Annotated in this window: 21 protein-coding genes and 4 tRNA genes; 2 read left to right on the top strand and 23 right to left on the bottom strand. The window is 28.5% G+C overall.

The window, feature by feature from the left end; translation table 11 throughout:
- Positions 1–324: 324 nt before the first annotated feature.
- The 23 genes from ACYUCG_RS11360 to purR all read right to left on the bottom strand — a co-directional run bounded on the left by ACYUCG_RS11360 (position 325) and on the right by purR (position 20,220).
- Positions 325–413: transfer RNA gene (locus ACYUCG_RS11360), tRNA-Leu, on the bottom strand.
- A gap of 16 nt (positions 414–429) precedes the next feature.
- Positions 430–506, bottom strand: a tRNA-Met gene (locus tag ACYUCG_RS11365).
- Between the two features lie 3 nt (positions 507–509).
- Positions 510–585, bottom strand: a tRNA-Met gene (locus ACYUCG_RS11370).
- Between the two features lie 6 nt (positions 586–591).
- A tRNA-Leu gene (locus tag ACYUCG_RS11375) sits at positions 592–680 on the bottom strand.
- Between the two features lie 366 nt (positions 681–1,046).
- A complete protein-coding gene (locus ACYUCG_RS11380) occupies positions 1,047–1,451 on the bottom strand; it encodes a S1 domain-containing RNA-binding protein (protein ID WP_003450336.1) in 405 nt (134 codons plus the stop codon).
- A gap of 59 nt (positions 1,452–1,510) precedes the next feature.
- Positions 1,511–1,831, bottom strand: coding sequence for an FtsB family cell division protein (locus ACYUCG_RS11385; RefSeq protein ID WP_060795115.1), 321 nt, complete (start codon positions 1,829–1,831; stop codon positions 1,511–1,513).
- A gap of 95 nt (positions 1,832–1,926) precedes the next feature.
- Positions 1,927–2,301 carry a spore cortex biosynthesis protein YabQ gene (gene yabQ / locus ACYUCG_RS11390; protein ID WP_060795113.1) on the bottom strand — a complete coding sequence of 125 codons (375 nt, stop codon included), beginning with the start codon at positions 2,299–2,301 and terminating at the stop codon, positions 1,927–1,929.
- A 9-nt stretch (positions 2,302–2,310) separates the two neighbouring features.
- Positions 2,311–2,610, bottom strand: a complete 300-nt coding sequence (gene yabP, locus ACYUCG_RS11395) for a sporulation protein YabP (RefSeq protein WP_060795111.1) — start codon at positions 2,608–2,610, stop codon at positions 2,311–2,313.
- Positions 2,611–2,740: 130 nt separating this feature from the next.
- The gene (locus tag ACYUCG_RS11400; protein ID WP_003450572.1) at positions 2,741–3,001 is read right to left on the bottom strand and encodes an RNA-binding S4 domain-containing protein; all 261 of its coding nucleotides are present in this window, start codon (positions 2,999–3,001) and stop codon (positions 2,741–2,743) included.
- 107 nt (positions 3,002–3,108) lie between these two features.
- Entirely contained in the window at positions 3,109–3,384 is a 276-nt protein-coding gene (locus ACYUCG_RS11405) for an HU family DNA-binding protein (RefSeq protein ID WP_003450698.1), read from the bottom strand.
- 216 nt (positions 3,385–3,600) lie between these two features.
- The gene (gene yabN / locus ACYUCG_RS11410; protein ID WP_460268651.1) at positions 3,601–5,052 is read right to left on the bottom strand and encodes a bifunctional methyltransferase/pyrophosphohydrolase YabN; all 1,452 of its coding nucleotides are present in this window, start codon (positions 5,050–5,052) and stop codon (positions 3,601–3,603) included.
- Positions 5,053–5,081: 29 nt separating this feature from the next.
- Positions 5,082–6,614: a putative polysaccharide biosynthesis protein gene (locus ACYUCG_RS11415; protein ID WP_460268652.1), complete on the bottom strand. Its 1,533-nt coding sequence runs from the start codon at positions 6,612–6,614 to the stop codon at positions 5,082–5,084.
- Between the two features lie 182 nt (positions 6,615–6,796).
- Positions 6,797–7,345, bottom strand: coding sequence for a stage V sporulation protein T (spoVT, locus tag ACYUCG_RS11420; RefSeq protein ID WP_003450655.1), 549 nt, complete (start codon positions 7,343–7,345; stop codon positions 6,797–6,799).
- Between the two features lie 193 nt (positions 7,346–7,538).
- On the bottom strand, positions 7,539–8,567 hold the full coding sequence (locus ACYUCG_RS11425) for a peptidylprolyl isomerase (protein WP_081092147.1): 1,029 nt from the start codon (positions 8,565–8,567) through the stop codon (positions 7,539–7,541).
- Positions 8,568–8,667: 100 nt separating this feature from the next.
- On the bottom strand, positions 8,668–12,174 hold the full coding sequence (gene mfd / locus ACYUCG_RS11430; protein WP_460268653.1) for a transcription-repair coupling factor: 3,507 nt from the start codon (positions 12,172–12,174) through the stop codon (positions 8,668–8,670).
- 30 nt (positions 12,175–12,204) lie between these two features.
- The gene (gene pth / locus ACYUCG_RS11435; RefSeq protein ID WP_003450588.1) at positions 12,205–12,771 is read right to left on the bottom strand and encodes an aminoacyl-tRNA hydrolase; all 567 of its coding nucleotides are present in this window, start codon (positions 12,769–12,771) and stop codon (positions 12,205–12,207) included.
- A 125-nt stretch (positions 12,772–12,896) separates the two neighbouring features.
- Positions 12,897–14,054, bottom strand: a complete 1,158-nt coding sequence (locus ACYUCG_RS11440) for a S1C family serine protease (protein ID WP_139934176.1) — start codon at positions 14,052–14,054, stop codon at positions 12,897–12,899.
- Positions 14,055–14,074: 20 nt separating this feature from the next.
- Entirely contained in the window at positions 14,075–15,484 is a 1,410-nt protein-coding gene (locus ACYUCG_RS11445) for a sensor histidine kinase (protein ID WP_460268654.1), read from the bottom strand.
- A complete protein-coding gene (locus ACYUCG_RS11450) occupies positions 15,484–16,170 on the bottom strand; it encodes a response regulator transcription factor (RefSeq protein WP_003450635.1) in 687 nt (228 codons plus the stop codon). Before ACYUCG_RS11450 ends, ACYUCG_RS11445 begins: the two co-directional genes overlap by 1 nt.
- Before the next feature lie 271 nt (positions 16,171–16,441).
- Positions 16,442–17,401, bottom strand: a complete 960-nt coding sequence (locus ACYUCG_RS11455; protein WP_060795098.1) for a ribose-phosphate diphosphokinase — start codon at positions 17,399–17,401, stop codon at positions 16,442–16,444.
- A gap of 56 nt (positions 17,402–17,457) precedes the next feature.
- Positions 17,458–18,822 (bottom strand): bifunctional UDP-N-acetylglucosamine diphosphorylase/glucosamine-1-phosphate N-acetyltransferase GlmU, encoded by a 1,365-nt coding sequence (gene glmU, locus ACYUCG_RS11460; RefSeq protein ID WP_460268655.1) that lies wholly within the window; start codon positions 18,820–18,822, stop codon positions 17,458–17,460.
- Positions 18,823–19,032: 210 nt separating this feature from the next.
- Positions 19,033–19,305, bottom strand: a complete 273-nt coding sequence (gene spoVG, locus ACYUCG_RS11465; RefSeq protein WP_057258181.1) for a septation regulator SpoVG — start codon at positions 19,303–19,305, stop codon at positions 19,033–19,035.
- Positions 19,306–19,416: 111 nt separating this feature from the next.
- A complete protein-coding gene (gene purR, locus ACYUCG_RS11470; protein ID WP_060795094.1) occupies positions 19,417–20,220 on the bottom strand; it encodes a pur operon repressor in 804 nt (267 codons plus the stop codon).
- 347 nt (positions 20,221–20,567) lie between these two features.
- Here purR and murC point away from each other — a divergent pair, with 347 nt between their 5' ends.
- Positions 20,568–21,941, top strand: coding sequence for a UDP-N-acetylmuramate--L-alanine ligase (gene murC / locus ACYUCG_RS11475; RefSeq protein WP_460268656.1), 1,374 nt, complete (start codon positions 20,568–20,570; stop codon positions 21,939–21,941).
- 213 nt (positions 21,942–22,154) lie between these two features.
- Complete coding sequence (locus ACYUCG_RS11480; protein WP_025647899.1) at positions 22,155–23,174, top strand: LacI family DNA-binding transcriptional regulator; 1,020 nt, start codon at positions 22,155–22,157, stop codon at positions 23,172–23,174.
- The last annotated feature ends 88 nt before the right edge of the window (positions 23,175–23,262 follow it).

Below are 23,262 nucleotides of genomic sequence, written 5' to 3' on the forward strand. Positions count from 1 at the left end.
ATTTATCCTCCTAACCTTCTATCTTTATCAACATTATAGCAAGATTAATAGGAAAATTTTGTAAATATATAGATTAATATTTTATTTTTTTAAGACATAATAAAACAAAAATTTTGTGAAATTTATATTTTTTTATATAAGATTTATAATTTAATTACCATTAAATTGGAAATCATCAAATTGATATGAATTTTAAGAAATATATTATCTTTTTTATAATTTACTAAAGAAACTTTTTGTTGAATAAAGTATATTTTTATCTATAAAAAAGATAATTATATATTAAAGAAAAATAAAAAACTCATCTTATTTTAAGATGAGTTTTGGTGCCGAAGACCGGAATCGAACCGGTACGATGTGTTAGCATCGCAGGATTTTAAGTCCTGTGCGTCTGCCAGTTCCGCCACTTCGGCATATATTAAGTTTAAATGGTAGCGGGAACAAGATTCGAACTTGCGACCCTTCGGGTATGAACCGAATGCTCTAGCCAGCTGAGCTATCCCGCCATGTGGTTGCGGGGGCAGGACTTGAACCTACGACCTTCGGGTTATGAGCCCGACGAGCTACCAGCTGCTCCACCCCGCGATRTTGTGGTGCCGAAGACCGGAATCGAACCGGTACGRTGTGTTAGCAYCGCAGGATTTTAAGTCCTGTGCGTCTGCCAGTTCCGCCACTTCGGCATGTCATCGTGTTTCCCAACGACAAGATTTATTATACATAAGCATAAGCATACTGTCAACATATTTTTTAAAGTTTTTTATAAAATTTATTATAAATATTAACAAACCCTCATGAAATCTAGCATTCAGTTAAAAAAAATCATAAAAAAATATCCTTAATCATATATAGTTTTTTAGAAAAAACTATATAACACCCAAAATTAAGCTTAAAAATAATTAAAATGAAGAAATGTTTTTATCATAATCTATATTTTATTTTTTATTATTGAAATTCTATTTTAAATCAATGTTAAAATTCTACAAATACAAAATATAAAATCTAAATTTAAAATCCCCTAGATATACTCTAAGGGATTTTAAGAAATATTATATTGATTTTCTTTTTCTTTGTTTTACATCTTGATGTTTTTTTACATCTTGAAGTCTTTCTTCACTATCCTTTAAAAACTTTGACATTATATCTTCAAAGTTTTGTTTTGGCTTAGCTTTCTTTTCATTATTCCAATCAAAATCTGCAGGTTTAACAGATTTCTTCTTTGGTGGCATAGCTTGCTTTATTGATAAGCTTATTTTGCCTTTATCATCAACTGATATTACTTTCACTTTAACTTTGTCATCTTCTTTAAGATGCTCTCTTATATCTTTAACATAAGTATCTGCTACTTCAGATATATGAACTAAACCTGTCTTTCCTTCCACTTCAACAAACGCACCAAAGTTTGTGATGTTAATTATTCTACCCTCTAATATGTTTCCTGCCATTAAGGTCATGTTTAAAAGTTTCCTCCTTAAATTTATAAATAAAATATATGTTATTTTTAATAATAACCTTATTTATTCTGATTGTTTTTTTCTTCAGAATTATTTTGCTTATCTTGAGGTGAATCGGAGTTAGTAATAACCTTCTCGCCATCTTTAATCATACCTAATCTTTCTCTAGCCATTCTCTCTATGTATTCGTCTGTTGAAGATTGGTTTACCTCATCTTGTAACTTCTTATTTTTATCTTGAAGCTCATTAAGCTGAGTTTGCTTGGCTTCTATGTCTTTGTGTATTTTATTCATTGTAAGTTCTTGTCTAACATAAGAAATAACCAATATAGCAATTAATATAATTATTACCATATTTTTTAAATTCATTCTTTTTTTCACTCTTATACCCCCATACTTGCAACGGTATGATATAAGTCTATTGTAAACACTATTATAGCTTAATTCAAGCAATTTTTACCTTATGAATTAACTTTTTAATTCGTAAATGTATTTTTAAATGCATATCTTATATTTTTAAATATTATTCTTATATTCTTTAATAGTATAGCTAGAATTTTATGTTGTATTCTTCTAAAATATTTAGATAATGTTTTTAAATAAATAACTAAAGTTATCCCCATAAACACATATACATACACACCTAGAAGTGCATAATTATATTTTAGTAAAAATACAAATACAATTAAACTACACCATATCCAAAATAATATATCTTCAATTGTTATTAATATTTTATTTTTGCAAACTCCTCTAAATTCTCTATAAATATCAAACAAAAATCCAACTATTATTCCAGATAATATTGCAAAAATAACAATTTTAAATTGAATATTTATATCTAAAAGCATATCTCCCACCTATTTAAATATTTTAGAAAGTAAATTTATATTTCTTTTACGCTTATTTTTTTTATTTAAGTAATCAATATTACTAATAAATCCTCCTATTATAACCTCCCCATTTTGAACATCTAATTTATTCATCTTTAATTCAGATCCCTTTATTAATAATGGACCTAAATCTGTTTTCAAACTTATTTTTTCTTCGTCAAAGTTTATAACTTCATTTACACCTGTAATAGATAAATTTTTTCTATTTTCTAAAGATAAACTGCTTGCACCTTGTATTGTTTTATTTTCACTTTTTTTATCAGTCATAAGAAAGCCTCCTATGTAAAAAAATATTTTCCCTAACTTATGATTATTCATCTTTACACAAAAAAATGACTAATATAATCTTTTAAATTATATTAGTCATTTTTAATAATAAAGCTTTAAGTGAACCATATTATTCTTTATCTTCTTCGCCTTCTAATATCTCATACATCTCTTTAGCATTTTCTTTTCTAACATGCTCAGCAATGTTTATAACTCTTGCTTTTAAAGTTCTGTTTCCAAATAATATTTCTATTATATCCCCTTCTTTTATATCATTTGAAGGTTTTGCAACTTTTCCATTTATTATTACCCTTCCACTTTCACAAGCTTCCTTAGCAACTGTTCTTCTTTTAATTATTCTAGAAACTTTTAAATATTTATCTAATCTCATAGGATATCCTCCTTTACTTTAAAGAAACTTCATTAGTAGATAAAAAAGCCCGAGTAATAACTCGGGCTTTTTTAAAGTTAAATTAACCAAACTTAAAATATCTAAAATTAAGCGTTAACTCTTTCTTTTAACTCTTTACCTGGCTTGAATACAGGAGCTATTGAAGCAGGTATTTTTATAACTTCTTTAGTTCTTGGGTTTCTTCCTTCTCTTTCAGCTCTTACTCTAGTTTCGAAAGTTCCGAATCCAACTAATTGAACTTTGTCACCATTTTCTAAAGTTTCGCTAACGCTTTCTATGAATGCTTTTAAAGCTAATTCAGCATCTTTTTTAGTTAAGTTGCTTTTTTCAGCCATGCTTGTTATTAATTCTGCTTTATTCACTTTTACATCCTCCTTAAAATTCCAGTTAGTTTACTGCAATAATTGTTTACCAGTTATCAAAATGAACTAGTATCAACTTATATTATCATAATATATATTTCTTTCTTTGTATAGTCAATACTTTCAATTTTTGCCCTAAAAATACTGATATTTTTGCATTTTTTTTAAAATTTATGCTTTTTTTCATTTTAATAAGCCATAAATTAGTAAAAACACTTATTTTTCACTTGTTTTAGCCTCTTCCCATAGTTTATCCATCTCTTCTAAAGTCATATTTTTTAAATTCTTATTGTTTTTTATTGCTTCATTTTCAATATAAGAGAATCTATTTATAAACTTTTTAATTGTCTTATCTAAAGCTAATTCTCCATCAATCTCTAGGAATCTTGCCACATTTATACAAGCAAAAAGTAAGTCACCTACTTCACCTTCTATTATTGACTTATCTTCACAATTATAAACCTCTTTTATTTCATTTAATTCCTCTTTTACCTTATCCATAGCACAGTTTACATCATCCCAGTCAAAGCCTACCTTTTTTGCTTTCTTTTGAACCTTATAAGCTCTTGTTGTAGCTGGAAGAGATTTAGCTATGTTTTGCATTTCTTCTGTTAAAGTTTTAATACCTTTTTCTTCTTTCTTAATTTCATCCCAATTTACTAAAACTTGCTCTGAAGTATTTGCTTCTTCATTTCCAAATACATGAGGATGTCTATTTATCATTTTATTTGATATTCCACCTATTACATCCATAATATCAAAATATCCATCTTCCTTGCCTATAGAAGCATGGAATACAACTTGAAGTAAAACATCGCCAAGCTCTTCTATTAAAGCATCCTCATCTTCATTTTCAATAGCATCTATCACTTCATAGCATTCTTCTAAAAGAGCGCTCTTTAAACTCTCATGAGTTTGCTCTCTATCCCAAGGACATCCACCTGGGTTTCTTAAAGTTTCTATAATATCTAATAAATCTTGAAAATCTTTTTTATTTCCTAAATCTTTAGGTATATATATTGAAGTTAAATAATCTATATCTTCTTGCCAATCTAATTCATATAGAGGTATTTTTCTTATACTCTCTAAACCTTCAACTCCAGCCGCTCTTACAAATATTATCTCAGTATCATCTTCATATCCTTCTAAAAGTCTTAACTTAACTTCTGAAGCTATAAAATTATTATAAACTTGAGTTATTATAGTTCCAACACGCTTATCTAATATTTGATTTTTCATGTCAAAGGCATCAATTATTTTTACACCTTCTATTGGATCTACTTGCAGAGCTTCCATCATAGCATCTACAAAGCTAACTGCTGGCAAAACTTCATACTGAATATTATTTTCTTTACATAATTCAATTAAATTAATTACTGATTTTTCTGCCACTAAAGGATGACCTGGCACTGCATATATTAAATCCTCATCATCCTTAATTTTAGTTATTAAATCCTCTGCAATATATTTATATACATCATCAAAGCTATCATATTTTTCATATGCATGATCATATGATTCAAACTTAATTCCTTCATCTTTTAAGAAATCCACTGTAGGATGTTTTTCTGTTCTAAAATATATATTTTTATTGTTTTTTAATTCTTTTAAAGCACCTATTGTTAATGCTTCATAGGCACCTGGCCCTAGACCCATTATCTTAAGCATTCCATATTCTCCTTCGCAACTTATAAAAATTAATTTCTTAGTCGTCCCTTTATTTCTTCTACGCTAAAAATTTTAAGTACAAACAATGATATCATATATATAATAATACCCACAAATACAGCTATTAAGCAAGATATACTGTTACTTCCACTATATTTTAAAGCTTGTGTATATAAATATAAAACTGTACCAATCATTAAAATTGATGCGAAGATAGGCTTTATTATTACATCTTTTATATTAGGAGCGTATTTAAATCTCTTAGCCATATATATTAAATTTAATATTAATACCACAGAATAAGATATTATTGTTGCTATTACAGCACCATAAATATTTAAAGATCTTATAGGTATTAAATTCATAGTTAATAATACTTTTAATATACACCCTATAAAAAGATGAAAAACAGGTCTATAATAATATCCCATTCCTTGTAATATAGATGTTGTTATCTGCGTTCCAACTAAAAATGGAACACTAATCGATAAATATTTTAATATCATAAATCCATCAGCTTTTCCTGGAAACAAAAGATTCATTATAGGTTCTGCCATAAAAAATAAACCTAAAAAACACGGAATAGAAACTATCATACATAATTTCATTGTAGTATCTATTTTTTCTTTAACTTGTACTTTATTTTTAAGAATATATAATTCAGAAATTATAGGTATTATTGAAGCAGCTAATGCAGTTGCTAATGTCATAGGAATATTAGTAAACACAGTAGCTTTGCCTGTAAGCTGAGCATATAAAACAGTGGCCTCTTGGACTGTAAATCCAGCTTGCAAAAGTTTTTGAGGAACTAAGACAGAATCTATAACCCCCATAACACTTCCTACAGCAGCACCTATAGATATAGGAAGAGCTATATTTATTATTTCCATAAATATTTTATGACTCCCTTTTATTTTCCCTAGTTTAAAACTCTTTTTTATTTTTTTATATTTAGGAATTAAATATAAGGCTGCTACAAATGCTCCAGCTACGGCTCCAAAGGATGCTCCCCCTGCAGAATATTCAATTCCTTTATCTATTAATATATAAGCTAATCCAACACCAACTATAACTCTACCTATTTGCTCTAGTATTTGAGATATAGCCGTTGGAGTCATATTCTGAAATCCTTGAAAAAAACCTCTAATAGGGGTTATTATTCCTATTAAAGTAGGAGCTAAACAAATTCCTAATATAGAGTAATAGGCCTTATCATCCCATTTTAAAAATGGTAAAAGAAATTTACCACCTACAGCTAAAAATATGCTTGTCCCTATTCCTAGTAAAACCATTACCTTTAAAGCTTCTTTTATTACCTGAAAACTTTCCTCATACTTTCCTAGAGCATTTTTCTCAGATACTAATTTAGATACTGCTATAGGTATTCCTGCTGCAATTGCAACAAAAAGCATATACAAAGGATAGGTCATTTGATAATATCCTAAGCCTTCATCTCCTATTAACATTATTAATGGCCATCTAAAAAATAAACCAAGAAACTTGGCTAAAATACCAGCACAAGCAAGTACAAGACTACCTTTTATAAGGGATTGTTTCTTCATAAAATACCTCCAAATTTAAATTAACCAAATTATATTAAAATACTATAAAAAGTGCGTGGATTTAATATTACTTAATTTAAGTAAGGATTTACTTTCTCTAAATTAAGTCTCATTTTATATTATTTTAAATTCAGAGGTATTATTACTATTTAAAATACAAATATTTAATTATGATAGCTTTATTATTGTTCCATTTGTTTGCCTAAGAATGCAGCTGCTGTTTCTGCTAGTTTTTGTTCAACCTCTCCTAAAGCTTTACCTTCTTTAGAAAGTATAACCACTGATCCTATAGCATCACCCTCAGCTAATATAGGTGCTATAACCTGCCCACTATATTTACTTTCATCATCGTCACCATGGATTGGTATTAAGTTTTTATTAGTAGCACTTAATACTACTGATTTTCTCTTATCCATTATATCTTCTAACTCATCACTTATTTTTCTTTCTAAAAACTCTTTTTTAGAAGTTCCACTTACAGATATAAATGCATCATTATCTGATATAAGAATTATATGACCTGTAGATTGTTGTAAAGCTTCAGCATATTCTTTTGAAAAATCTGTTAGCTCCCCTATTGGTGAGTATTTTTTTAATATTACTCCCCCATCTCTATCAGTAAAAATTTCTAAAGGATCTCCTTCTCTTATTCTTAAAGTTCTTCTTATTTCTTTAGGTATTACAACTCTACCTAAATCATCAATACGTCTTACTATTCCAGTAGCTTTCATTTATATGTACCTCCCTGTATAAATACTAATCACTAATCTTTGTCTACACTAATAGTATTTAATTTATTTGAAATTTTATGCACATTGATTATATTTATGTCATCTTTAAATTTAATAGCCAATTTAAGAAAACATTTATCAAAAATTCTAAAAAAAAGACTTATGGAATAACTTCCATAAGTCTTAACAAAAACTATTTGCTTATTTTTAATCCTTCTTTTAATTTATCATCATAAACTTTAACATTTAAATCTTTTTTCCATTGATCCATATCTGCTTTAAACTTTTCTGAATCCTTTTGCTGTTTTAAAATTTGTATTATTTGTGATTTAACCTCATCAAATGGTAACTGTGCTCCTTTTTCATAAGTAGCTCCAGCTTGAATTATATGATATCCAAATTGAGTTTTTATAGGCTTAGATATTTCTCCTTCTTTTAATGGTTTTAATCCATCTACAAATTCTTGAACTAATCCTGAGTTTTCTGCAGGTACTACTCCTAGGTTTTCTGCTATAGGTTTCTTATTCTCTAATTTATTATTTTCATATTTTGCAAATAAATCATTAAATGTTGTTTTTCCTGATTGAATTTCATCATAAGCTTTTTGAGCCTCTTCTTCATTTTCAAATAATAAGTGTTTTGTAAGAACTCCAGACTCCTTAGCTACAAACTGTTGTTTATTCTCATCATAGTATTTTTGTGCGTCCTCATCAGTTACCTTTACATCTTTAATAATATAATCTTGAACAGCTTCATTTATAACTTGATTTTTTATTACATCCTTGAATGTATCTTCTGTATATCCTTCTGCTTCTAAAGCTTTGTCAAAATTATCTCCCATGCCTTTTTTGATATTATCAAATTTTTCATCTACTTTTTTCTTAATATCTTCCTCTGATGGTTTTATTCCTAATTTATCCGCTTCAATAGCTAAAACTTTGTCAGTTACTAATCCCTGTACTACACTTTGTCTTTGTTGTAATATTTGTTGTGCAACTTGAGGATCATCCATATACTTATCGCCATATTGGCTTTTCATTTGAGTAAAGACTCCTTTTAAATGCGAATCAACCTCTCCTAAAGTTATTTTCTCTCCGTTAACTGTAGCTACAGTCGTCTTATCAATAGCGGCTTGAGTTTTTTCTACCATATTACACCCAACAGCACTAAACATTAAAACTCCCACTAGTGCAGATGCGACTATTTTTTTTACACTTACCATTTTAATACCTCGCCTTTCTCCTATTAAAATTTACATAATATTCTAGTCAAATTCTATTTTAGTATATCAATGTTACAGTAATATTTCAATTTATAAATTATTAATTATTTAAAGCTATTAACTTATCCAACATCTCTTTAAAAGTAGATAAAACATCTTCTTTTTTCTTATCCTTAACTCTATATAAAATTGTTGGTTTATCTCCAAATTCAATTAATATATCATCTTTATATTCTTCTAAAAGTACTTTAAATATTCTCTTATCTGTTCTTTCTCTACTTTCAAAGATAAATATTATATCTTCATTCTTTTCTTTTATTTCTTCAATATTTAAAAGTTTAGCTTTACTTTTTATATAAGCTATATCCATAAGATTATAAACTGTATTTGGTATATTAGAAAATCTATCTTCTAATTCCTCTCTAACATATTCATAATCCTCTTCATTTTCTATAGCCGCAATTTTCTTATATACTTCAATCTTTTGAATTTCATCTTTTATATAACTTGAAGGAATAAATGCATCCACTTTTAAATCTACAGTTGTCTCTACTGGCTCTCTTTCTATTTCACCCTTAACAATTTTTATAGTGTCTTCCAACATTCTACAGTATAAATCATATCCTATGGCAGCCATATGCCCATGTTGAGCTGAACCCATCATATTTCCAGCTCCTCTTATTTCAAGGTCTCTCATGGCTATTTTAAATCCTGATCCAAGCTCTGTAAAATCTTTTAAAGCTTTAAGTCTCTTCTCTGCTACCTCAGTTAATACCTTATCTCTTTGATATAGGAAATATGCATAAGCAACCTTGTTACTTCTACCCACTCTTCCTCTTAATTGGTAAAGCTGAGATAGTCCCATTTTATCTGCATCATTTACTATCATTGTGTTTACATTTGAAATATCAATTCCTGTTTCTATTATAGAAGTACATACTAAAACATCATACTTTCTTTCCATAAAGTCTATCATTTCAGTTTCTAACTGTCTCTCTGTCATTTGTCCATGAATAACAGTTGCCTTACACTCTGGAACAAGCTCCTGTATATAGTTAGCTACTTCTTGAATACTTTCAACCCTATTATGAACAAAATAAACTTGACCATCTCTATTAATTTCTCTTAAAATTGCATCTCTAATAAGTTGATCATTTTGTTCTACAACATAGGTTTGAATAGGATATCTATTCTCTGGTGGAGTCTCTATTACAGAAATATCTCTTACTCCTGTAAGTGACATATGAAGAGTTCTAGGTATTGGCGTTGCACTTAAAGTAAGAACATCCACATTCTTCTTAAAACTCTTAATCTTTTCTTTTTGAGCTACCCCAAATCTTTGCTCTTCATCCACAATAAGAAGACCTAAATCCTTGAACTGAATATCTTTAGAAACAAGTCTATGAGTACCTATTAATATATCAACATTTCCTTCTTTTAAAGCTTTTAAAGTTTCTGTTTGTTGCTTCTTAGTCCTAAATCTACTTATCATATCAATAGCTATAGGGAATCCAGAAAATCTTTTTTTCATATTCTTATAATGTTGCTCTGCTAGTATTGTTGTAGGCACTAAAAATGCTACTTGCTTTCCTTCCATTACAGCCTTAAATGCGGCCCTAATGGCAACCTCTGTTTTTCCATATCCAACATCACCACAAAGTAATCTATCCATAACTTTGTTTGCTTCCATATCGCTCTTTATATCTTCAATAGCTGATAATTGGTCTGGTGTTTCTTCATATGGAAATTCATCTTCAAATTGCTTTTGCCATTGAGTATCCTTTGAAAATTTATAGCCCTTTACAGTTGATCTCTCAGCATATAATTTTACTAAGTCACCAGCTATGTCATTTATTGATTTTCTTACCTTAGCCTTAGCTTTTTGCCACTCATTTCCTCCTAATTTACTTATCTTAGGAGAAGCACTATCTGATCCAATGTATTTTTGAACTAAATCTAATTGTTCAACTGGCACATATAACTTATCACCTTTTGAATATTCAATATCCAAATAATCTCTTTTATGTCCTTGAACTTCTATTTGTTTTATACCTTTATAAACACCTATACCACTATTTACATGAACTACGTAGTCTCCAGGCTTTAACTCAGCAAAACTCTTAATTTTAGATACACCTTTTGATTTTTTCCTCTTAGTTTTTTTAGCTCTTTTACCCTCACCAAAAACACTCTTATCTGATATTAAACAAAGTTTTATATCAGGGTACTCAAACCCTTTACTCTGCTCTCCAAAAGTTATTACAACTTCTCCATTATTTATTTCATCAACATCGTCTTTATATACACTTTCTATCTCTAACTCTCTTAAAGTGTTTACTAATCTTTCTCCCCTTGGTCTTGTTCCTGAAAGTATTAAAGTTCTAAATCCGTTTTTCTTATTTTCTTTTATATCATCTATAAGCATATCAAGTTGACCTTGGTATCCACTCTTAGTACTTTGTTTCACTTCAACTTTATTGAAATTTTCTATAAATCCACCATCTCCAAAAGGAACTAAATTTATCACTTTATGCCCCTTAAATGCTTCTTCTACCACTTCAGCACTTAAGCTTAAATTAATTTGAGAAGGTAATATACTTCCTCTTTCTAAGAAAGCTTCATAATTTTCAGTAAACTCAAATACAGTACTTTCTAGCTTTCCCTTACATCTTTTAGCATCATCAATTATAAAGGTATAATTATTTAAATAATCAAATAGTGTTGCTGGTTTATCAAAGAAAAATGGTAGATAGCTATCTATAGTCTCAAAACTCCAATTTTCTTGTAATGATTCTATGTTTCTTTCTATTAATTTTCTAAGTCTCTCTTTTATTTCCTTATCAGAAACTTTGTTTTCAAACTCAGAAAGTTCTTTTCTCATCTTCTCTACAGCATGCTCTATAGTTTCTTTACTTAATATAACTTCCTTAGCAGGGAATATTTCTGCTCTCTTTACTTTTTCTATACTTCTTTGTGATTCTACATTAAAGGTTCTAATAGAATCAACTTCATCTCCAAATAACTCTATTCTAAAAGGATTAGCAGAATTAGGAGGAAATACATCTAATATTCCTCCTCTTAATGAAAATTCACCTTTTCCTTCAACTGTTTCTAATCTTTCATAACCTGATTCAATAAGTTTATGAGAAATCTCTTTAAAATCGACTTCATCTCCAACTTTAATTTTTAATATATGACTTTTATAAAGCTCCTTAGGTGTATAAGTTGCTGCAAAAGCATCTATAGAAGTAACTATAATTTTTTTAGTGCTTCTTAGCATTTCCTTTATAACCTTTAATCTTGCCCATCTTAAATCTCCAGAAATAGCATCTATATTGTAAAACACAATCTCTCTTGAAGGTAAATAATACACATTAGGTAAGTAAAAAGATAAATCCTCATATATATTTCTAGCTTCAATATCATTATGTGTAACAACAACTATAGGCTTATCTGATTCCTCATATATACCATTTATAAAATATGATTTCCCTGAATCAGATAAACCATTTATCATTACTGGATAATTACCGCCTTCCATAAAGGATTTAACCTTTTGAAAAGCATCACTATTTAATAAGGGAGCCATTAACCCCTGTAACCTCAATCTAAACACCACCATTCTAAAATAAATAAATTATTCTATATTAACTCCATTAAATTTATTCATTGATTCCTTAGCATCATTTTTTACAATTTCAACTATTGCATCACTTACTACTGGAATAACTTTTTCTATATGTTCCCTATCTTCCTTTGAGAATTTCCCTAAAACGTGATTTACTAAGTTATCTTTAGGTTGTCCTACACCAACTTTAACCCTTGGGAATTTATCTCCACCAAGATTTTGTATTATGCTCTTTATTCCATTATGGCCCCCAGCACTACCTTTTTCTCTTATTCTTAGTCTTCCTATATCTAAGCTTATATCATCATAAACTACTATTATTTCATCATCTTCTAACTTATAAAAGTTAGCAAGTTCTCTTATACTTTCTCCACTTAAGTTCATATATGTTAAAGGTTTTAATAAAATAACCTTTTTATTCTCTATAAATCCTTCACCACAGATACCTTTAAATTTTTCCCTATTTACATCAATATTATACTTATTTGCCATATAATCAATTACATCAAATCCAATATTATGTCTAGTTTGCTCATATTGTTTTCCCGGATTTCCTAATCCAACTATTAAAATCATATTAACCTCCATGTTGATTAAATTCTTATTTTTTAATTAAATCATTCTTTAATTATACTTTTACTATTAATATAAAACAACAAAAAACCCTTCACTAAATTATGTGAAGGGTTATATTCTTTTAATCACTTTAAAGTTACAGAAATATCTTTTACGGTATCTCCTCTTATAACTTTAAGCTTAATTATGTCACCTACAGAATGTTTCTTCAATAAGTCAGCTAAGCTTTCTATATTCTTAACCTTCTGATTATCAGCTTCAACTATTATATCTGTTGGCTTTATTCCTGCATTAAAAGCATTGCTACCTTTATCAACATCTTCTACATAAATTCCATAAACATTACTCTTTTCATCTGCAACAGTAGATCCTGTAACACCTAATGTTACACTAGCACTAATTCCACCGTCTCTTATTATAGAATCTGCTATTCTTAAAGCATCATTTATTTCTAGTGCATAATATACTCCTGGCTTCGAAATTTTATTAGTAAAATACAAACTATTTATACCAATAACTATTCCATTATAGTCACATAATATGCCACTATTATTGTCTGCATTTATTAAAGACGTAGTTTCTATAAGATCAAAAACCTTAGAATCAGAATGCCCTGCTTCTCCTATAGTTTTTTTCTTTATAGGAGCACTTACTATTCCATTGGATACGAATCCTACAGGTTCTTCACATATTGTGTTCCCTAATGTTGCAACTTTTTCACCTATTTCTAGAACCTCTAATTCTGATGTTGAAATACTTTTTAATCCATTAGCCCCTATTTTTAATACTGCAATATCAGTATCCTCATCAAATCCAACCAGTACAGCTTCAAAAGGACTTATATCATTACTTGATATTTTTACATAGATTTTTGAAAATTCCTTTATTGCACTATAGCTAGTTATTATATATCCATCTGTTCTTATGATAGATCCTGATACATTTTTACCATCATCTTTTTTTATAGATAAATTATTTTTATCATCACCAATTGTAACTAAACTAGATCCTGATTTATTTGCTAAATTAGTTATATCATATCTACCATCTTTTATTTCATTTAAAAGACTTGCCTTTTGCTCTTTTATATTTAAATCTTTCGTATAGTGCCTAAATGCAAGAAAACTTACTAAAATAACTAAAGTAATAAAGCCACTTAACTTTAATAAGTTTCTTATCCAAAATCTCTTTTTATCCTTTTTTATAACTATATTGTCATAGTTTTTTTCATTTACTCCATGGAGATCCTTCCCCTTTTTAGAGTTCTTAAAAAAATTCCCCATAAAGACCCCCTATGCAATACTTATTTAACTTTAGTTAAAGTAAAATTAAATCTAACACCTTTTATTTCACCATTTTTATCTTTGACATTTTCAGCCCAAATTTCTTCTTCTAGTTGCAGTATTATATTTCTCACAATAGATAATCCTAACCCTGTACTAGTTTTATTACTTCTTGCCTTGTCAACTTTATAAAATCTATCCCAAATATGAGTTAAATCATATTCATCTATTCCTTTACTAGTGTTAAATATGCTAACAATAATCTTACTTCCCTTTGTTTTAGTTGATATTTTAACTTCACCATTTTCATCACAGTATTTTATTGCATTATCAACTAAGTTAGTAATAACTTGTATTAATCTATCATTATCTCCATAAACATATAATTTTTCGCTCTCTAAGAGAACTTCAATTTTTATATTTTTACTTGCAGCCTTTTGATTCATCTTTAATACAGTTGTCTCTATAATTCTATTTAATTCTAACTCACTTATATTAAACTCTAGTTTTCCAGCTTGCATAGCAGATAAATCTAGTAAGTCATTTATAAGTCTAGTTAATCTACTTATCTCATCATTTACTATAACAAGATAATATTCTTCTTTATCTTTAGGAATAACTCCATCTAATATGGCAGTTATAAAGCCTTTAATTGATGTCATTGGTGATCTCAGCTCATGAGAAACATTAGATATAAATTCTCTTCTATTTAGCTCTGCTTCCTCAATAGAAGTTGCCATTATATTAAATGATTCAGCTAATTCACCAACCTCATCATCATAAGAAACATTAACTCTATTTCCAATTTCTCCATTAGCAATCTTTTTAGCAGCATTATTTATAACCTTTAAAGGTTTTATAATTATCTTTTTTGAAATAAAATATATTGCTAATCCAGAAAAAATTATAGCTATAGCTACACACATCCATACAATTTGATTAATTCTAACAAGAGAATCTGATAAAGCACTTAAAGGAGTAACTATGGAAACAGCTCCTGTAAATACCCCTTTGTAGAAGATAGGTTTAGAATATATAAATTCATTTTTCTTCTTCTCCTCTATAGGAATATTCTCCTTTAATGTTTTCATATCATCATCATCTATTTTTGTGCGCTTTAAATAATCATATTTTTCATTAGAAACTGAATATATGTAACCATAACTATCAATTAAATAAATATCTGCTTTTAATGAATCTCCTATAAATGATATAGATTTATCTAATTCACCTAAAGTAGTTTCACTATTCATAAATGAATTTACAACTTGTTCTATAACTTCTGCTTCTCCAGATAAAGTTTTTAATCTTTCTTGATAATATTCTTCTCTAAACAAGCTAGAAAGTATTATACCTACAATAAAGAAAGTAATGCATATTGTTACGCTTAGTGTTAAGATTAACTTTGGAACTAAGCCACGACATCTCATTATTTCACCTCAAATTTATACCCAACACCCCAAACAGTTTCAAGTTGCCAGTCTTCTCCACCGTTTAATTTTTCTCTTAATCTCTTTATGTGAACATCAACAGTTCTTGAATCACCTGGGTAATCATAGCCCCAAACTTCACATAATAATTGATCTCTTGTGAAAACTTTATTCTTGTTACTTGCAAGATAGTGTAAAAGTTCAAATTCTTTAGGAGGAGTCTTAACTTCTTCTCCATTGTATATAACTTTATATGAGTTAGCATCTATAGTTAAACCTGGGAAGTTTAATACTACATTATCTGGCTCTTCTCCTGAATATCTTCTCATAACTGCTTTTACTCTAGCTAATAATTCTTTTGGTTCAAAAGGTTTAACTACATAGTCATCTGCACCGATTTCTAAAGCTAATACCTTATCAAAAGTTTCTCCTTTAGCAGTTAACATTATTACTGGAACGTTACTATCTTTTCTTATCCACTTTAATACTTCCATTCCATCAATTCCAGGTAGCATCATATCTAACACAACTAGGTTAGGGCTAAAGTTAACAAATTCTTCTTTAGCAGCTTTTCCATCATGTGCTACTTTAACGTTATATCCTGTAGTTTCTAGATACATTTTTATGACTTCACATATATTCTCATCATCGTCTACAATTAAAATCTTTCCTAATAAACCTTCCATAAAATTCACCTCTTAAAATCCTTTCTGTAACTATTCTACATTTGTCCTTATTTTGTGCAATTTTATACTTTAAAAACATGAAATATTTTTCATTTAACATATTATTAATGTATATAAATAAAGTGTAAAACATTTATTGATTTTTATCAATTTATAATTAACAAAATTATTTTATTTTTACATTTTAATCAAATTTAAACGTTTTTGTTTAAAAAAAAGTTTCAATTTTTAGTGATTTTATAAAAAAAAGAGCGACATATGCGCTCTTTTTTTAGTCTTGGAATAATCCACTTAATGGTTCATCATCATAAATTCTATTTATTGCATCTGCCATAATTGGTGCAACTGATAATGATTTAAACTTATTTAAACCTTCTCCTTCTGGAAGAGCTATAGTATTTAACATAACTAACTCTTCAATTGCACTATTATTTATTCTTTCGAATGCAGGACCTGATAATACTCCATGAGTACAACAAGCATATACATTTTTTGCTCCTAAATCTTTAAGAGCATTAGCTGCATTAGTTATTGTTCCTGCAGTGTCTATCATATCGTCTATTAAGATACAAACTTTGTCCTTAACATCTCCTATTATATTCATTATTTCAGATACATTTGCTTTTGGTCTTCTTTTATCAATTATAGCTATTGGAGCATTAAGTTTATCTGCAAACTTTCTAGCTCTAGTTACTGAACCTAAATCTGGTGAAACAACAACTACATCATCTCTATCAGCTAGTCCTTTATCAACAAAGTATTTTGCTAAAATTGGTGATCCTAGTAAGTGATCTACCGGTATATCAAAATAACCTTGAATTTGTGATGCATGTAAATCCATAGTAAGAACTCTATCTGCACCGGCTGCTGTTAATAGGTCAGCTACTAACTTAGCTGTTATTGGATCTCTTGACTTAGCTTTTCTGTCTTGTCTAGCATATCCATAATAAGGTATAACCGCATTTATTCTTCCTGCTGATGCTCTTTTAAATGCATCTATCATTATTAATAACTCCATTAAGTTATTATTTACAGGACTACAAGTTGATTGAACTATAAATACATCGCAACCTCTAACAGTTTCTTTTATATTTACTGATATTTCTCCATCACTGAAAGTACCAACTTCAGCTTTACCTAGAGGAATGTTTAGCGCCTCTGCAATCTCTCTAGCTAATTCTGGATGAGAATTACCTGTAAATATTTTTATGTTTTTTGAATGATTTTCCATTTAGTGAAGACCTCCTTAAAATTAAACCTAGCCTTTGGCATTTGTATATTTAATGCTTATTTAAGCTTTTTTCTTTCAACCCAGCCCTCTATGTTCTTTTGTTTAGCTCTTGCTATTGCTAAACTTCCTTCTGGAACCTCTTTAGTTATTGTTGACCCTGCAGCTATATAAGTATTATCTTTTACTTCTACAGGTGAAACTAAATTAGTATTACATCCTATAAATGAATCATCACCTATGATTGTTTTGTGTTTTTTCTTTCCATCATAGTTAACTACAACTGTACCGCATCCAAAGTTACATCTTTCTCCAACTTCAGCGTCTCCAATGTAAGTTAAGTGTGATACCTTTGTATTATTTCCAATTGTTGATTTTTTAATTTCAACAAAATCACCAATTCTAACGTGTTCTCCAATATTACTTTCTGGTCTAACATAAGCAAATGGTCCTACAGTTGTTTCATCACCTATTTTACTATCTAAAATAACTGAACTTTGAATTTCAACACCATTTCCTATTGTACTATTGTTAATTCTTGAATTAGGATATAAAACACAATCCTCTCCAATTAATGTTTTTCCTTCTATAACATTACCTGGATAGATTATAGTGTCCTTACCAATAACTACTTCTGATTCTATATATGTGTTTAGAGGATCTATTATAGTAACTCCATTATCTAAATGAGTTCTATTTATTCTATTTCTCATTATGCTTTCAACTTTAGCAAGCTCAGCTCTTGAATTAACCCCTAAAGTTTCTTCAAAATCTGTGATCATTGCTCCAACTTTCTTGTTCTCTTTCTTTAATATTTCTATAACATCTGTTAAGTAATATTCTCCTTGAGCATTGTCATTTGAAAGTTGTTCTAAAGAAGTTAATAAACTTTCTATATCAAAACAATACATTCCTGCATTGATTTCTTGTATTTTTATTTCTTGTTCATTACAATCTTTATGTTCTACAATTTTTTCAACTGATTCACCATTTCTAACTATTCTTCCATAGCCAGTTGGATTTTCTATCACTGATGTTAGCAGTGTAGCTGAATTCTTTTCATTGATATGTGTATCAACTAAATTCTTAACAGTTTCAGGCTTTATTAAAGGAGCATCTCCTGTGAATATAGCTACTACTCCTGTTTTTCCTTCTAAAAAGTCTTTTGCACATTTAACAGCATGGCCAGTTCCTAGCTGCTCTGCTTGTAAAGAATAACTAACATTTCTTGATGTAGTTCTTTCTTTAACTAATTCAGCACCTTTTCCTATTATTACATTAACATCTTCTATCTCTGCATTTCTCATAGCATCGATAACATGATTAACCATTTCTTTTCCACAAGCTTTGTGTAGAACTTTTGGTAACTTAGATTTTATTCTAGTTCCTTGACCTGCTGCTAATATTATAGCACATTTATTCATAAAAACACCTCTTTGTGATACTCATTTTATTATATAAGCTATACTATTTAAATTTAATCTCTTCTTTTTTTAAGAAATCTTCAAATTTCTCATTTTCAATTATATGTTAATAAATTGCTTATTTCAATAATAACTTATTAATGCCATTTACATACAATCTGTTATGTTATACAAAAAAAATAAAAGGAAGATATCTTCCTTTTATTAAAATTATTCTTGTACCTCTAAGTTTTTAACCTTTTCATATTCATCAAGAATAGCTTTTTGAATTTGCTCTCTAGTTTCCGTATTTATAGGGTGAGCTATATCCTTGAACTCTCCATCTGGTGTCTTTCTGCTAGGCATTGCTATGAAAAGTCCATTTTGTCCCTCTATCACTTTGATATCATGTACTACAAATTGATTTTCAAAAGTTACTGAAACTATGGCTTTCATTTTGCCTTCTGCAGATATTTTTCTAATTCTTACATCTGTAATATTCATTATGGTACACCTCCAGTTGTTGTTATTATGTATATTCTATGAAAAATATAGAAATCCTTCTTTTTTTCATATTTTTTGTAAATTATTCTTTAACACAACAACTGTTAGAAATTACATAGATGGTACCATTTTCACTCCATCTTCATTTATCTCAACAATATCAATTAAAGATACGTAGTCTTTAGTTATTTTATTTGTTGATAATTTATTATCTATTAATACTCCAATTCCCATAAGCTCAGAATCGAATTCTTTTAATAGATCAACTAAACCCTTAGCAGTTCCGCCACCTCTCATAAAATCATCTATAAATATACATTTACTTCCTTGCTTTAATGATTTTCTAGATAAACACATTTGTTGTATCTTACCTGATGTTCCTGAAACATAGTTTATTGAAACTGTAGATCCTTCTGTTACTTTACTATCTCTTCTTGCTGTTATCAATTGTACTCCTAAGCATTTCGCTACTTCATATGCTAATGGAACTCCCTTAGTTTCCACAGTTATTACATAATCTATATCCATATCTTGAAAATAAGATGCTAATATAATTGAAGCTTTACTTATTATACTTGGATTAAACATTATATCTGTAACATATAAAAAATTACCTGGAACAACCCTATTGCTTTCACTTGCAATCTCACATAACTCTTCTAAAAACTTTCTTTTTTCTACTTCTCCTACTTCTGGAATATATCTTATTCCACCAGCTGCACCAGCTATTGTCTCAACTTTTCCCATAGAAAATTTAGCTAATACTTCCCTAACAATAACTATATCTTCACTTATAGTTGATTTAGCTGCGTTTAAAAGATCTGAAAACTTATTTAATCCTATTATTTTATTAGGATTTTCTATAAGAACTTTTGTTATAATCGATACTCTACTATTTCTACTTAACTTCTCCATATTAATCACCTGACCTATATAAATTTCCAGTATATATTTTCCACTTATAATTCATATTTTATTCTTTATAAAACACATATATTTTTATAAATATTTTCCTTCTTATTCTGCATTTAAAATAATTATAACAAACTTTGTTAATACTGTTAACCAGTTATGTATCACTCATTGCGAATTTTAAGACTTTTTTCTTGATAATTATTAAGTTATTATATAAGTATTTGTAAATTATTTTTGCACTAAAACAAATAAATTTTCATAAAATAATTTTAAAAAGAATTTTTTTGTGTGCTTTTCCAAAAAAGTGTATATAATTATTAGTGTATATAAGTAAAGGAGTTGATATCTTGGCTTTCGATTTATTAAAAGATATTAATAAAAAAGTTCATTTCATAGGAATTGGTGGAGTTAGTATGAGTGGTTTAGCCGCTGTATTACTTAACGCTGGTTACAAAGTTTCAGGATCTGATTCAAAAGAATCAGAAATTACTAATAGATTAAAAGAAGAAGGTGCAAAAATATACATAGGTCATAGTAAAGATAATTTACAAGATGTTGATGTAGTTGTATATACTGCAGCAATACCTAGCGATAACCCTGAAATAATTAAGGCTAAAGAGGATAATCTTATTTTAATGGACAGGGCTGAATTTTTAGGACAAATTATGAAAGGTCATAAATTCAATGTTGCTGTAGCTGGAACTCATGGAAAGACTACTACTACTTCAATGATTTCACATGTTGCCCTTAGCGCAGATTTAGATCCTACAATATTAGTTGGTGGAGATTTAGATATTATTCATGGAAACTTTAGAGTTGGAAACAGTGAATACTTTATAACAGAAGCTTGTGAATATAAACAAAGTTTCTTAAGATTCTTCCCTTATGTTGGAATAATATTAAACATAGATGCAGATCATCTAGATTTCTATAAGGACATAAATCATATAAAAGATACATTTAAACAATTCGTTAGACTTATACCTAATGATGGATACATCATAGGAAATGCTGATGATGAAAAAGTTATGGAAGTTCTTGAAGTAGCTAAATGTAATGTATTAACTTATGGAATTAACAACGGGGATATACAAGCTAGAAACATAGAGTTTAATGAAAAAGGTTGTACTACTTTCGATGTGTTTAGACATGAAGAAAAAATTCTTTCTCTTTCTTTAAATGTACCTGGTATGCATAATGTATCAAACTCATTATCAGCTATATGTTTAGCAGAAATATTTAATATAAATGCTGATGCAATAGTTTCAGGACTATCATCATTTGGAGGAGCTCATAAAAGATTTGAATATAAAGGTACTAAAAATGATGTAACTGTTATTGATGATTACGCTCATCATCCTGTTGAAATAAAAGCTACATTAAGTACAGCTAAAAAAATGAATCATAATAGAATAATATGTGTGTTCCAACCACATACTTACACAAGAACCAAAACTCTTTTCAATGATTTTGTTAAATGCTTTGATGATTGTGATGAGCTTGTTTTAATGGATATATACGCAGCTAGAGAAAAAGATTTAGGAGAAATAAATTCAAATCAATTAGGAGACGCTATAAGAGCTCATGGAGTTAAATGTACAAATGTACACTCTCATGAAGAGGCATTAGAATATGTAAAGGCTAACTTATCAAAAAGCGACTTACTTTTAACAGTCGGAGCTGGCGATGTAGTTAAAGTTGGTGAACTTTTCTTAAAATAAAATAAAAAAAGACTATTTTTTAATAAAATAGTCTTTTTTTATTTGCATTATGTTAAAAATAATGTTATCATTTACATATAGTGATTCTCCTTTTTTTGTGCAATCCTATGTAAGCGATAACACATTTAATTAAAATTTAATTTTTTAACAGGAAAATATTTGTTTAATTATTTTGTTAGTTAATCTATAATAATGTACAAGGAGGAGAATATCATGTCTGTGACCATTAATAATATTGCAAAAGAAGCGGGCGTTTCTTTAGCAACAGTTTCAAGAGTTATAAATAATTCTGGCTATGTTAAAGATGAAACTCGTGAAAAAGTTATGAAAGTTATAAATAAATATAATTATACTCCTAGCGCCATTGCTAGAAGCCTTTCAAAAAATGTTACTAATACTATTGGAGTTATAGTTCCTGATATTACAAATCCATTCTTTGGATCAATAATAAAAGGAATAAGTGATGTTGCAGAAGCAAATAACCTTAATTTAATTCTTTGTGATTCTAGTGAAAGTATTGATAAAGAAATAAAAGCTATTAATACATTAAAAGAACAAAGAATTAGAGGTATTATAATTTGTCCAACCTCCGTTGAAAATGATTTAAATAGTGAATATTTAAAGGCTATTACAAATTTAGGGATACCAGTTATATTGGTTGATGGTAGTCTTAAATATCATAATTTTAACGGCGTTTTTGTGGACAACATTAAAGGTTCCTATGATGCTACTGAAGCTTTAATTAAGGCTAATCATAATAATATAGCTATAATTACTGGTCGTATGACATCTAAACCAGCTCAAGATAGATTATTAGGCTATGAAAAAGCATTGATAATGAACAATATCCCAATAAATAGTGAACTGATTTTTTACGGAGATTATGAAGAAGAAAGTGGATATGAATGTACTAAAGAAATTTTATCAATGAAAAATAGACCTTCAGCAATTTTTGTATGTAATAATCTTATGACTTTAGGTTGCTTAAAAGCTTTAAGAGAAGCAAACCTTAAGTTATCAAAAGATATTTCATTAATTTCTTTTGACAATATACCTATATTAGATACATTAGGTGTAAATCTTAGCCATATAAATGGTCCAACTAGAGAACTTGGAGAGATTAGTATGAATTTATTAATAGACTCTTTAAATACTAACTCCAAAAAAGAATTAAATAGTATAACAATAACTCCTGAACTTGTTTTAAAAGGTTCTGAGAAGTTAATAAAATAATTATAAGTTTAATTTAGAATTTTATACATTTTAAAGTAAGCGTTACCACATATTAGAAATATTCCACAATTAAAATTATTACTAAAAC

The organism is Clostridium sp. CTA-17 (assembly GCF_054767895.1).

Bases quoted from the DNA above. Each gene is read 5' to 3' on its own strand.
- yabP (WP_060795111.1), bottom strand. From the start codon at position 2,610: ATGACTGATAAAAAAAGTGAAAATAAAACAATACAAGGTGCAAGCAGT.
- ACYUCG_RS11450 (WP_003450635.1), bottom strand. From the start codon at position 16,170: ATGGAAGGTTTATTAGGAAAGATTTTAATTGTAGACGATGATGAGAAT.
- ACYUCG_RS11480 (WP_025647899.1), top strand. From the start codon at position 22,155: ATGTCTGTGACCATTAATAATATTGCAAAAGAAGCGGGCGTTTCTTTA.
- ACYUCG_RS11415 (WP_460268652.1), bottom strand. From the start codon at position 6,614: ATGAAGAAACAATCCCTTATAAAAGGTAGTCTTGTACTTGCTTGTGCT.
- ACYUCG_RS11380 (WP_003450336.1), bottom strand. From the start codon at position 1,451: ATGACCTTAATGGCAGGAAACATATTAGAGGGTAGAATAATTAACATC.
- pth (WP_003450588.1), bottom strand. From the start codon at position 12,771: ATGATTTTAATAGTTGGATTAGGAAATCCGGGAAAACAATATGAGCAA.
- ACYUCG_RS11455 (WP_060795098.1), bottom strand. From the start codon at position 17,401: ATGGAAAATCATTCAAAAAACATAAAAATATTTACAGGTAATTCTCAT.
- ACYUCG_RS11440 (WP_139934176.1), bottom strand. From the start codon at position 14,054: ATGGGGAATTTTTTTAAGAACTCTAAAAAGGGGAAGGATCTCCATGGA.
- yabN (WP_460268651.1), bottom strand. From the start codon at position 5,052: ATGCTTAAGATAATGGGTCTAGGGCCAGGTGCCTATGAAGCATTAACA.
- purR (WP_060795094.1), bottom strand. From the start codon at position 20,220: ATGGAGAAGTTAAGTAGAAATAGTAGAGTATCGATTATAACAAAAGTT.
- ACYUCG_RS11425 (WP_081092147.1), bottom strand. From the start codon at position 8,567: ATGGTAAGTGTAAAAAAAATAGTCGCATCTGCACTAGTGGGAGTTTTA.
- glmU (WP_460268655.1), bottom strand. From the start codon at position 18,822: ATGAATAAATGTGCTATAATATTAGCAGCAGGTCAAGGAACTAGAATA.
- spoVG (WP_057258181.1), bottom strand. From the start codon at position 19,305: ATGAATATTACAGATGTAAGAATTAGAAAAATATCTGCAGAAGGCAAA.
- spoVT (WP_003450655.1), bottom strand. From the start codon at position 7,345: ATGAAAGCTACTGGAATAGTAAGACGTATTGATGATTTAGGTAGAGTT.
- ACYUCG_RS11400 (WP_003450572.1), bottom strand. From the start codon at position 3,001: ATGAGATTAGATAAATATTTAAAAGTTTCTAGAATAATTAAAAGAAGA.
- yabQ (WP_060795113.1), bottom strand. From the start codon at position 2,301: ATGCTTTTAGATATAAATATTCAATTTAAAATTGTTATTTTTGCAATA.
- ACYUCG_RS11445 (WP_460268654.1), bottom strand. From the start codon at position 15,484: ATGAGATGTCGTGGCTTAGTTCCAAAGTTAATCTTAACACTAAGCGTA.